Here is an 11,343-nt window from a genome sequence, read left to right as displayed (position 1 = left end):
ATCAAAGGCATGCCCCAAACCATGGAGACAGCCAAGGAAATCCCGCCCACCCTCAAACCGAACGGAGACCACCGATGAGTGAGAACCCGGACGCCATCCGCGCCGACATCGAAGCAACCCGCACCCGCCTCGGCACCAACGTGGACGCCGTCGCCGACAAGGTCACCCCCTCCAACATCGTCCACCGCCAGACCGGCAAGGTGAAGGACGCCGTCTTCGGAGTGAAGGACAAAGTCATGGGCACCGCAGAACACGCCACCCACAACACCTCCGGCAGCCTCCACCACGCCGCACACACCACCAGCGGCGGGGTCCACCAGGCCACCGACGCCGCCGGGAACGCCCTCCACGGCGCCGGCGAAGCGATCGCCGACGCACCCCACCAGGTCGCCGCGAAAACCCAGGGCAACCCCCTCGCGGCCGGGCTGATCGCCTTCGGCGCCGGGCTGCTGGTCTCCTCGCTGATCCCGCCCAGCCAGAAGGAACGCGAAGCAGCCGACGCGCTCAAGACCGCCGCGGAACCGATGACCAGCCAGCTGACCGAGGCCGCCAAGGACATGGCCCAGGGCCTGAAGGAACCCGCCCAGGACGCCATGGAAAACGTCAAGGCCACCGCCACCGACGCCGCCCAGCACGTCAAGGAAGAAGGCCAAACCGCCGCCTCCGACGTCAAAACCACCGCCACGGACGCCAGGGACCACGTCCAGAACACGTAGCGGCGATGTCAATCTAAAGAATCCAAGTACGACGCCGGCCGGGCCGCTTTACGCGGGCCCGGCCGTTCGTTTGTGGTTAGGTGGCGGAGGTCAGGCAGTAGCGCGGGCTCAGGCCCGGCCCTTCAGGATCAGGTTCCAATAGATCCCAGGGAAAAGGTCGCGCTCGAGGATCCAGGTGGAATGCCGCTCCTTCACCACGCCGACTTTGGGGATCGAGGGCATCGGCTTGTACTCGTCGTCGAACTCGGCGAACACGACCGTTGACCGGGACACAGTGAAGGGGCAAGCGGAGTAGCCGTTGTACTTGGTCTTAGGGTCCTCGCCTCTGATAACCGCCTTAAGGTTCTTCGCCAGCACGGTGGTCTGTTTCCGCAGCGCGGCGCCGGCCTTGGAGTTTTTGGTGCCAGCGGCGTCGCCAAGGGACCAGACGTTCGGGTACCGGGGGTGACGGAGCGTCTCGGGATCCACTTCCACGAAGCCGCCGTCGTCACCGGATGCCGGCAATGCCGTGGACTTGAGCCAGTCAGGCGCCGACTGCGGCGGCACCGCGTGCAGGACGTCGTAACCGAGGCTCTCGCTGGAGCCGCTGACGGAGTTGCGGATTTGCAGGCCGCGGGCAGCCGCGTCCACGGCGGTCACGTCGCTGTTGCACCGCAGCTCAATGCCGTACTCGGCGATCTTGCGGTTCAGTTCCTCGTCCACGCCGGGCACCCCGTAGACCGTGGGGGTCGGCACCACCATCACCACACGGATGTTGGCGAGCACTCCCTGCTGGCGCCAGTAGTCGCAGGCAAGGTACATGGGCTTCTGCGAAGCACCTCCGCACTTTACCGGCCCCGAGGGCATAGTGAACACGGCCGTTCCGCTGGTCAGCCCGCTGAGCAGGGCCCAGGTCTTCGGGGCCAGCTCATACACATAGTTCGAGGAGGCATGGGGCGATTCCATGGCCTCGGCCAGTCCCGGCACCTTGTGCCAGTCAAGCTGCAAACCCGGGCAGACCACCACGTGGCCGTAGCTGAGCCGGATCCCGGAGGCCAGTTCCACACTGTTGGTTTCCGGTTTGATGTCCACCGCGCTGTCCGGAATCCAGGTCACGCCCTTCGGCATGACGGATTCCTGCGAGCGCACGGCTTCGGCGGCCTCGGCGGTACCGCCGCCGATGTGCGAGAACAGCGGCTGGAACAGGTGCCTGCCGCTGGGTTCAACCACCGCGACGTCGCGGACACCGTAGCGCCGCAGCCGGGCGGCCAGCGATATCCCGGCGTTCCCGCCGCCGATCACCAGCACGTTGTACCGCCGTCGTCCGTTGCTCGCTTGGACCGAAGCACCGCCGGTCTCGGCACGGTTCCCGAACGACGGCGGAACCGGCGGTGTGCTGGAACGCGGAGGACCTGATTCCGGTGCCATGGGAACTATCCCTTCTTTTCCGTCAGGGCGCCCGCCTTGTGCGCGGCTCTTGCCCCCGACTTTGCGGACTCCACAACATACTGGGGTTCGTCGTCGCTGGCCCGGTGGTTGTGGCCGTCGAGCTCGAAGTCGCTGGTTTTCTTTTCCACGATCTTGCCGTGGGTCTTTCCCTGCGGAGTGTTCCACTCCACTTCGGTGCCCTTGGTCAGTGCCACGGGTGCTCCTCGAGTCGGGGTCGGGGCCCAGATCTGGTGGATCAGGTTCTGGCGAGCTGGATCTGGAACGTTGGGACCGGCGTCGGCCATCAGGACCGACACTACAGCCGGCGGCAGTGGCCGGCCAGAGCCGGTGCCGATCGGGTGTGCCTGAGAGCTCGCTCTCCTGCGGCCGCCGGAATCGCTGGACTATGCCCCGGCGCACCACCAGACTGTCTATTACAGCTGGCCATGCCGCATTTGTGGGGTTGCCGGTTCCGCAAGTCCGCGCCCTACCCGCCGGGATTCCTTGGTCGAGTAAGGCGGCCCAACTTCATTCGGCCTTCGCACTGAGAGGACACGGCCATGGAGAACCTGGCAGCCATCCTTCCGCTGATCATCATTGTTGTCTCGGTGCTTCTGGGCATTCTGGTTATTTGGCTGGCCGTCAGACTCATGTGGAAAGTGGCCGAACCAAACGAGGCCCTCATAATTTCGGGGTTGACGCGCGGCACCCTGGAAAGCACCGACGGGATGGACTTCAAGATCGTCACCGGCAAGGGCGCACTGGTGGTTCCGGGCCTGCAGACCGTCCGGACGCTGTCCCTCACGCTGAACGAGACGGAGCTGAAGGTCTCCTGCGTCACGTCCCAGGGTATCGAGGTGATCGTTGAGGGCGTCGTCATTTACAAAATCGGGGACGCCCCGGCGTTTATTGCCAATGCCGCCCGACGGTTTCTTGGCCAGCAGCCGAAAATGGAAAGCCAGGTGTACAACGTCTTCGAGGGCCACCTGCGTTCCATTATCGGCAGCATGACCATGGAGGAAATTATCCGCGAGCGCGACAAGTTGGCGTCCCAGGTCCGCGGCGCGAGCGGTGTGGAAATGGAAAAGCTGGGACTCGTGGTTGATTCCCTGCAGATCAAGGACCTCCAGGACCCGACGGGGTACATCCAGAACATAGCCAAGCCGCACATCGCCCAGGTCAAGATGGAGGCCCGCATCGCGGAGGCCACCCGCAACCGCGAGGCCGCGGAGCGGGAAGCCGAGGCCGCCGCACAGGTCGCCGATGCGCAGAGCCTGTCCGCCATCAAACAGTCGGCGGCGCAGGCCAACGCGGAACGGGCAAGGGCCAACGCGGCACAGGCCGGTCCATTGGCCGACGCCACCGCCCGGCAGCAGGTGGTGGTCCAGGAAACCGAGGTGGCCAAGCTCGAGGCAGACCGCGAGGAACAGAAGCTGCAGACCACCATCCGCAAGCCCGCCGACGCCAAGGCCTACGCACAGCGCACCGAGGCGGAGGCGCAGAAGGCCGCTGACATCAGCGCAGCCGAAGCCCGTGCCAAGCGGACGGAACTCGAGGCCCAGGCCAATGCCCGACGGGTGGAAGTGGAGGCGCAGGCCAGCGCGAGTGCAGCCGCGGCCATGGCCGGAGCCACCCGCGTGACAGGCGAAGCCGAGGCGGCGGCCACCAAGGCGCGCGGCGATGCCGCGGCGTCCGCCATCCAGGCCAAGGCGCTGGCCGAAGCGGAGGGCATCAAGGCCCGCGGCGAGGCGCTGGAGAGCAACCAGGATGCCGTCATTGCCCAGCAGCTGGCGGAGAACATGCCGGCCATTGTGGCGGCGGCGGCCGAGCCGTTCGGACACGTGGACCAGCTCACCGTCCTGAACGGCGCGGACGGCCTCAACAGCATGGTCGGCGGAATCATCACCCAGGCGGGCTCGTTCCTGCCGCGGCTTTCAGGTGCTCTGAAAAACGGGCAGAACCACGCCAAGCAGCCGCCGAAGCAGCCCGGCGCCTAAGCACAGTGCCGAAGGAAGCCCAGGGAAGCCGAGGGACATGGCGCGCAGGAACGTCGACCGGACCCTGACCGGGAAGATCGGCAGGGTGAGCGGACAGATTGGCCCCGGAACCGTCGGCGAGGTCATGCTCGCCTACCGCGGCGGCACCAGCGCCTTCCACGCCTACCCGTTCGACAAGGTCAGTGTCTTTACGGTGGGTGACGAGGTGCTGGTCATCTACTTCGAACCGCCGCAGACCGTCTTCGTGGATGAGCTGCCGGACGTTCTCCGCCATGGGGAACGGTAGCCCCGCCTGTTAACCCAACCTTCGCTTCCCGGTCACGCCGGCTCCCCCGCACGGTTAGACGGCGGGAACACCGTTGAGGTGTGAGGATCGCTATCGTTGCCGAATCATTCCTGCCGCTGATGAACGGAGTCACGCACTCCATCCTGCGGGTGCTTGAGCATCTGCAGGAGCGGGGCGATGAGGTGCTGGTGATTGCGCCGTCGACGTCGGACGCTGATGTTCTGGACGTTGTGCACGGCGCGTTCGTGCACCGGCTGCCCTCCGTTCCGCTGGCCGGTTACACGAACGTGCGCGTGGCGCCGGGAGGTGTGTACCGGGTCAAGAGAATCCTTGCCGACTACGCACCGGACGTGGTCCACCTGGCGTCGCCGTTCGTGCTCGGCTGGCGGGCGGCGCAGGCCGCGCATCAGCTGGGGATCCCCACGGTGGCCATCTACCAGACCGAGGTTCCCAGCTACGCCGCCCGGTATGGGGTGCCGTTCCTGGAGAACTGGGCCTGGAACCGGGTGGAAAACATTCATCTCCTGGCGTCCCGGACGCTGGTGCCGTCCACTTTCGCGCTGAACCAGTTGCGCGGCCGAGGGATTCTGCGGGTGGGCATGTGGCGGCGCGGTGTGGATACCGCGCGTTTTGCGCCGGGAAAGCGCGACGACGGCTGGCGGGATTCCGTGGCGCCTGGCGGCGAGCGGATCATCGGCTACGTCGGCCGGCTGGCCGTGGAGAAGCAGGTGGAGGATCTTGCCGCGCTGGCAGACGTTCCGGGCACCCGCCTTGTGATCGTGGGCGACGGTCCGCAGCGGGGGGCGCTGGAGGAGGTCCTTCCCACCGCGCTGTTCACCGGCTTCCTCGGCGGCGAGGAGCTGGCCCGGGCCATGGCGTCGTTCGATCTGTTCGTCCACCCGGGCGAGTTCGAGACTTTCTGCCAGACCATCCAGGAGGCCATGGCATCGGGCGTTCCGGTGGTGGCCACGGGGCGCGGAGGCCCGCTGGATCTGGTGGAGAATTCCCGCACCGGCTGGCTCTATGAGCCCGGTGACTTGGCTGGCCTGCGCCGCCACGTGATGGACCTGATGGGCGACGACGCCAAGCGCCGCGCGTTCGCGGCGGCCGCTTACGCCTCGGTCCAGGGCCGGACGTGGCCGGCCCTGTGCGCGGAGCTGGTGCGGCACTACAAGGAGGCCATTGCCGGCACCCCGCTGGTTGAGCCCGCCGAAACCCGGACCGTCCAAACCACGGCCACCCGCACCCAAGGAGCCACCCTGTGAAAATTTCCGTGATCGGCTGCGGCTACCTCGGTGCCGTCCATGCTGCCACCCTCGCCTCCATGGGCCACACCGTGGTGGGAATTGACGTCGACCCCGCACGCGTCGAGCAACTGGCGGCCGGCCGGGCCCCCTTCTTCGAGCCGGGGCTCGACGAGCTCCTGCGCGACGGCCGCGCCACCGGCCGCCTCAGCTTCTCCACGGACTTTGCCGACGCCGCCGGGGCGCAGATGCACTTCCTCTGCGTGGGCACACCGCAGTCCAAGACCTCCGACGGCGCCGACCTCAGCTACCTGGTCTCCGCCACCAAAAGTCTCCTTCCGCACCTGAGCCGGGGTGCCGCCGTCGTCGGTAAATCAACCGTGTCCGTGGGCACCGTTGACCGGCTGGGGCGCATGCTCGTCGCGCGGCCGGACGTGCTGCTGGGCTGGAATCCGGAGTTCCTGCGGCAGGGCACCGCTGTGAAGGACACGCTGGTGCCGGACCGGCTGGTGTACGGGGTGCCCGGCGGCAAGGAGGGCGCGTTCGGGCGCCGCAGTGACGGCACACAGGGAGCTGCCCGCGGTGTGACCGCTGTGCTGGACGCGGCGTACGAGCCGCTGCTGCGCGCCGGCATCCCGCGGCTCGTGTGCAATTTCGCGACGGCGGAACTGATCAAGTCGGCGTCGAACGCCTACCTGGCCACGAAGGTCAGCTTCATCAACGCGATGGCGGAACTGTGCGACGCCGCCGGTGCCGACGTCACCGAACTGAGCGAGGCGATGGGCATGGATCCGCGCATCGGCAACCGCTACCTGCACGCCGGGCTGGGGTTCGGCGGGGGCTGCCTGCCCAAGGACATCCGCAGTTTCCGGGCCCAGGCGCAGGCGCTGGAGGTCCGGTCCGTGGACGACTGGATGGGTGTGGTGGACTCCATCAACGTCGGCCAGCGGGCCCGGACCGCGGAGGTTGCCCGGGAACTCTGCGGGGGCATGATCGCCGGCCGGACGGTCACCGTGCTGGGCGCGGCGTTCAAGCCGGACACGGACGACATCCGCGACTCCCCCGCACTCGACGTCGCGCTCCGGCTCGCCTCTGCCGGGGCGCACGTAACGGTGACGGACCCGAAGGCCATCAACAACTCATGGATGCGCTACCCGCAACTGCGGTTTGAGGCCTCTGCCACGAAGGCGCTTGAGGGTGCCGAGCTGGTGCTGCTGCTGACCGAATGGGCCGAGTACCGCGAACTCTCGCCGGACGCCGTCGGGCAGCTGGTACGACGCCGGACAGTGCTGGACGCACGGAACGTGCTGGACGCCGCGGCCTGGCAGGCCGAAGGCTGGACGGTGCGCGGCCTCGGCACCCAGGCGGCGCCGGTGGTTGGGCACGTCTCCGCTGGTTGAGTCTGGGCCCGCTGTTTGAGCTAGCCGAAACCAAGGACCTCCGCCGGACCTCGATCTCGACAAGCTCGATCAGGGGTACGATCTTGCTGAGGGGGTCGACGCTCAATGAGTTTCTCGCGGTCTCACGCAACGGTCGCATGACGGCGGCTTCCCCACGTCCTGAGGGGATTGCAGCCGGCGATTACGCTGCCCTGTTCGATTCTCTGCCGGACGCCGTTCTGGTTGTCGGCAGCGACGGCGTCATCACCCAGGTCAACGCCGCCGCCGAACGGCTCTTCGGCTACGGCAGGCTTCACCTCGTGGGCCAGGATCACCAAATGCTCCTCGCCGAGGGCTACCGCAGCGGCTTCGACCGCCTCTTCGCCAGCCTGCGCAGCGACCGGGAGTCCGGAGACAGCTCGGCCCCGCAGACCCCCTTCGAGTCCTACGGCCTGCGCAGCGACGGCACGGAGTTCCACGGCGAGGTGGCCTGCTCGCTGCTGGATTCCGACGGCGGCCCATCCCTGGTCGCTTCGGTCCGTGCCACGTTTCACCGGCAGGAGGCCGACGCCGAGCTGCGGGAGGCGATGTCGCTGCTCAGCGCCACCCTGGAGTCGACGGCTGACGGGATCCTGGTGGTGGGCGTCGACGGAAAGATCGCCGGTATCAACGAGCAGTTCACGAAGATGTGGGGCATCCCCCGTGAGCTCATGGCCGCGGGCGATGACGCGGCCGTGATTAATTTCGTGCTTGGCCTCCTCTCGCACCCGGAGAGCTTCCTGGACAAGGTCAACGAACTGTACGCGCACCCGACCGCCGAAAGCCACGACACGTTGGAGTTCCTCGACGGCCGCACGTTCGAACGTTACTCACGGCCGCAGCGGGTGGGCAACGTGGTGGTGGGCAGGGTCTGGAGCTTCCGGGATGTCACGCCGCGGCGCCGGGCCCAGGAACAGGCCCGGCAAGCGATGGCGGATCTGGCCGAACAGCTGAAAGCCATGGCGTTCCAGGATCCGCTCACCGGGCTGGCCAACCGCAAGCTGTTCCATGACCAGCTGTCCGAAGCACTGCACGGCCGCAGTAGTACCGCCGTCGACGTTCTCCTCCTGGACCTGGACGACTTCAAGGAGGTCAACGACATCCTGGGCCACGCCGCCGGAGACCAGATGTTGGTGGAGGTGGCCCGCCGGCTCAGGGCCTGCGTCCGGCCGGATGACACTGTGGCCCGGCTGGGCGGTGACGAGTTCGTCGTGCTCCTGACCGGATCTGCGGATGCCGAGTCAGTCGCGGAACGCATCGTGCAGTCGCTCAATGTTCCGGTGTGGATCGAAGGGTCCATGCTGCGGCCCAGCCTGAGTCTGGGGATCGCGTCGCTATGCGCGGACGCGGTGGCTGCGTCGGAGCTCCTGCGTCGCGCGGACGTGGCGATGTACGCGGCCAAAGCCGCCGGCAAGAACCGGTACATGCGGTTCAAGCCGGAGATGATGACGGCCCTGGTGCAGCGGACGGACATGGAGGCGGGGCTGCGGCTCGCCATCGATAACGACGAGATCCGTGTGAGCTACCAGCCGGTTGTTTCGGCGCGGCTAGGAGCGGTGATCCAGTTCGAGGCCCTGGCCCGGTGGGAGCGCGACGGCAGGAATGTCCCGCCGTCGCAGTTCATTCCGACGGCGGAGCGCAGCGGACTGATCTCGGCGATCGGCCTGCAAATGATGCGGGAAAGTTTCATTCAGCTAGGCGCCTGGCTTTCCGGCGGCGCTGAGCGTTCATTGGCGGTCAACGTGTCCGGCGTACAGCTGCGGGACCGCGATTTCGCCGGCAATGTGCTGGCCATGGCCGAATCCCACGGCATGGATCCCAGGCAGCTGGTGCTGGAGGTGACGGAGAGCGTCTTTTTCGACGCCGACGACCACGTGATCAGCCAGCTCGCGAGCCTGCGCAGCGCCGGCGTGCGGGTTGCGCTCGATGATTTCGGCACCGGCTACTCCTCACTGGGCCGGCTTCAGGACCTGCCGGTGGATGCGGTGAAGATCGACCAGTCCTTTGTCTCCATGGTCCGCACCGGGGCGGAGAAGCTGCCGATCCTCAGCTCCATGATCAACATGGCCCACAGCCTCGGCCTCAGCGTCACCGCTGAGGGCATCGAAACCTCCGCCCAGGCCGCCTTCCTGACGGACCTGCAGTGCGACGCGCTGCAGGGCTATCTGTTCTCGGTTCCTGAATCCGAGGCCGGCCTCGATCAGGCCATCAGCCGCTCAGCCGATGCGCTTCAGGCGCTTGAGGGCCTTCGCCTGCGCCGCTGATTTCAAAACGCTCCCTCAGCTTTCGCCGCCTAAACCGAAACCCTCCCTCACCTTTCGCCGCTTAGATCCACACCCTCCCTCAGGGCGCTTCCTGAGGGGACCTTTTTGCTGTGCCCTTAAGGTTTCATCAAGCAGGTGAACTGACGATTAGGCAGGAGACCTGTTGTTGGATCTAGGGCGAAATATGACTACGAACCTGCCGATGGGGCGCACTGAGGCGGTTCTCGCTGTGTCGATCAAGCGGCGGCGCGCCCGGGGGCTAGCTGTACTGAGTCTTCTGTTGCTGACAGTCACAGCGTGCGGAGATGGCCAGGCGGCCAGCAGCAGTGTGATTGCGGCCAAAGCCGCCGCGGCCTCGGCTACACCGTCACCTAGTGCACCTGCGTTGACGCCGTGCGACACAGCAGACGAGCAGACGTCCCAGGCAGCCGTTACCCTCACCGGCACGGAGGATGCGGGGGCCAACTCGGCTGCCGAGAACGCCGCAAAACGCGCGGCGCAGCAGGCTGCAGCCAAGAAAACCGCGGACGCCGCCGCAGCAGCTCAGGCAGCCCAACGTGCAGCAGAAACCGAGGCCGCGCAGGAGGCAGCGGCGGCCCAGGCTGCTGCAGAGCAGGCAGCTCAGCAGGCACTCGTTGCACCGCCCGCTCCGGCTGCACCGGTGCCATCCAATTGCGACCCGAACTACTCCGGCGCCTACGTGCCTATCGCCCCAGACGTGGACTGCGCCGGTGGCAACGGTAGCGGACCTGCTTACGTTCAGGGGCCCGTGACTGTCACTGGTTCGGACATCTACCGCCTGGACAGCAACAGCGACGGCGTAGGCTGCGAGGGCTGAACCCCGCCCCTATGGGGCCAGCGCATCTCAGGCGTTGTCGAGTTCGGACGGGGCTGCAGGCTCGTCTGCACTGACGAGCTCCAGGCTGCGGTCCCAGAAGTCCCTCGCCAGCCCGACGTCGTAGGCCTGCTTGTGGGCCTTCGCCAGCGCACGCTTGACGTAAAAGGCTCCGGGCAACCAGTCCCGTCCGGGCGTGGAAGTAGCGAGCCAGACGAGCGTGTCAGCGCCCTGCTCGGCCGAGAGCAGGAACCGGTTTAGGACGGTCTTGTAGGCATAGCGGAACCAGCTCGTGGACTCCGCAGCGAAGTTGGTCGCCACGACGCCAGGGTGGAAGGCGGCCACCGCAATGCCGACGTCCTTCCCGTAGCGGTTCTGCAGTTCGGCGGTAAACAGGATGTTCGCGAGTTTCGCGGTGCCATAAGCGCGATTTGTCGAGTAGCTCCGCTCTGAGTTGAGATCCGTCAGATCCAGCCGCCCGAATCCGTTGGCGGCACTCGAGGTATTGATGACGGTGGCACGGCTGGCGGTGAGAATATCCAGCAGTTCGGTCGTGAGCAGGAACGGCGCCAGGTGGTTGATCTGGAAAGTCTTCTCATGGCCGTCCGCTGTCAGCTCGTGGCCCCGCATGATCCCGCCGGCGTTGTTCACCAAAACATCGATCCGCGGGTACCTCTCCCGCAGCGCCGAGGCCAGGTCGCGCACCTGCGCCAGCTCCGCGAAGTCGCAGACGAAATAGTCAACGCCCAGTTCCGAACCCACCGCTGCGGTCTTCTCCGGCGAACGCCCGACGACGACGATCCGCTCGCCTGCCTGCGCCAGGTTCCGCGCGGCTGCAGCCCCGATGCCGTCGCTGGCGCCGGTGATGACGATGGTGCGCTGGGGCATAAGGTGTCCTTTGTTGGGGGGTTGACCCGCTGATCCATGAGACGGTTCCCCACCTACAACGGCGCCCAGCCTGGACATGTTCCCCAACAGGGCCGAGTACCGGGACGCGGCGCTCCATCACCTTCCAGCCGAATTACGGAAGGGTTGGGGGGAAAGCGACAGGAGCTGAGGAAGGGTTGGGGAAAGAGTTGCAGGAGCTGAGGGAGGGTTGGGGGTAGGTCCGTTGGTTGGGCCTGTCGAAACCGGCCGCCGGGAGGGATCACACATGGGTTAAATGCGGGAGAGCCC

10 protein-coding genes are annotated in these 11,343 nt (G+C 66.6%); 7 read left to right on the top strand and 3 right to left on the bottom strand.

The window, feature by feature from the left end; all coding sequences use genetic code 11:
• Positions 1-74: 74 nt before the first annotated feature.
• Positions 75-716, top strand: coding sequence for a DUF3618 domain-containing protein (locus J7I85_RS22615; protein WP_214857573.1), 642 nt, complete (start codon positions 75-77; stop codon positions 714-716).
• A gap of 108 nt (positions 717-824) precedes the next feature.
• Here the strand turns inward: J7I85_RS22615 and J7I85_RS22610 are convergent, their stop codons facing one another.
• Complete coding sequence (locus J7I85_RS22610) at positions 825-2,123, bottom strand: NAD(P)/FAD-dependent oxidoreductase (RefSeq protein ID WP_214857571.1); 1,299 nt, start codon at positions 2,121-2,123, stop codon at positions 825-827.
• Positions 2,124-2,128: 5 nt separating this feature from the next.
• Positions 2,129-2,338: a DUF2945 domain-containing protein gene (locus J7I85_RS22605; protein ID WP_214857569.1), complete on the bottom strand. Its 210-nt coding sequence runs from the start codon at positions 2,336-2,338 to the stop codon at positions 2,129-2,131.
• A gap of 345 nt (positions 2,339-2,683) precedes the next feature.
• On the opposite strand from J7I85_RS22605, the gene J7I85_RS22600 reads away from it, so the two are divergent.
• The 6 genes from J7I85_RS22600 to J7I85_RS25355 all read left to right on the top strand — a co-directional run bounded on the left by J7I85_RS22600 (position 2,684) and on the right by J7I85_RS25355 (position 10,170).
• A complete protein-coding gene (locus tag J7I85_RS22600; protein ID WP_214857567.1) occupies positions 2,684-4,120 on the top strand; it encodes a flotillin family protein in 1,437 nt (478 codons plus the stop codon).
• A 37-nt stretch (positions 4,121-4,157) separates the two neighbouring features.
• Entirely contained in the window at positions 4,158-4,406 is a 249-nt protein-coding gene (locus tag J7I85_RS22595) for a hypothetical protein (RefSeq protein WP_214857565.1), read from the top strand.
• Positions 4,407-4,486: 80 nt separating this feature from the next.
• Positions 4,487-5,671 (top strand): glycosyltransferase family 1 protein, encoded by a 1,185-nt coding sequence (locus J7I85_RS22590; protein WP_308159622.1) that lies wholly within the window; start codon positions 4,487-4,489, stop codon positions 5,669-5,671.
• The gene (locus J7I85_RS22585; protein ID WP_214857564.1) at positions 5,668-7,050 is read left to right on the top strand and encodes a UDP-glucose/GDP-mannose dehydrogenase family protein; all 1,383 of its coding nucleotides are present in this window, start codon (positions 5,668-5,670) and stop codon (positions 7,048-7,050) included. The genes J7I85_RS22590 and J7I85_RS22585 overlap by 4 nt, the downstream gene beginning before the upstream one ends.
• Before the next feature lie 137 nt (positions 7,051-7,187).
• The gene (locus J7I85_RS22580) at positions 7,188-9,332 is read left to right on the top strand and encodes a bifunctional diguanylate cyclase/phosphodiesterase (protein WP_214857561.1); all 2,145 of its coding nucleotides are present in this window, start codon (positions 7,188-7,190) and stop codon (positions 9,330-9,332) included.
• Positions 9,333-9,516: 184 nt separating this feature from the next.
• Positions 9,517-10,170 carry a hypothetical protein gene (locus tag J7I85_RS25355; protein ID WP_251024724.1) on the top strand — a complete coding sequence of 218 codons (654 nt, stop codon included), beginning with the start codon at positions 9,517-9,519 and terminating at the stop codon, positions 10,168-10,170.
• A gap of 27 nt (positions 10,171-10,197) precedes the next feature.
• Here J7I85_RS25355 and J7I85_RS22570 read toward each other — a convergent pair whose 3' ends face one another.
• Positions 10,198-11,055 carry an SDR family NAD(P)-dependent oxidoreductase gene (locus J7I85_RS22570; protein WP_214857559.1) on the bottom strand — a complete coding sequence of 286 codons (858 nt, stop codon included), beginning with the start codon at positions 11,053-11,055 and terminating at the stop codon, positions 10,198-10,200.
• Between the last annotated feature and the right edge of the window lie 288 nt (positions 11,056-11,343).

The sequence above is a fragment of the Arthrobacter sp. ISL-65 genome (genome assembly GCF_018613795.1).
Classification (GTDB): domain Bacteria; phylum Actinomycetota; class Actinomycetes; order Actinomycetales; family Micrococcaceae; genus Arthrobacter.
Note: the sequence above shows the minus strand (reverse complement) of the source record. Positions and strands in the feature narration are given on the sequence as shown.

Coding starts and splice junctions, on each gene's coding strand:
- J7I85_RS22615 (WP_214857573.1), top strand. CDS start 75: ATGAGTGAGAACCCGGACGCCATCCGCGCCGACATCGAAGCAACCCGC.
- J7I85_RS22610 (WP_214857571.1), bottom strand. CDS start 2,123: ATGGCACCGGAATCAGGTCCTCCGCGTTCCAGCACACCGCCGGTTCCG.
- J7I85_RS22600 (WP_214857567.1), top strand. CDS start 2,684: ATGGAGAACCTGGCAGCCATCCTTCCGCTGATCATCATTGTTGTCTCG.
- J7I85_RS22595 (WP_214857565.1), top strand. CDS start 4,158: ATGGCGCGCAGGAACGTCGACCGGACCCTGACCGGGAAGATCGGCAGG.
- J7I85_RS22580 (WP_214857561.1), top strand. CDS start 7,188: ATGACGGCGGCTTCCCCACGTCCTGAGGGGATTGCAGCCGGCGATTAC.
- J7I85_RS25355 (WP_251024724.1), top strand. CDS start 9,517: ATGACTACGAACCTGCCGATGGGGCGCACTGAGGCGGTTCTCGCTGTG.
- J7I85_RS22570 (WP_214857559.1), bottom strand. CDS start 11,055: ATGCCCCAGCGCACCATCGTCATCACCGGCGCCAGCGACGGCATCGGG.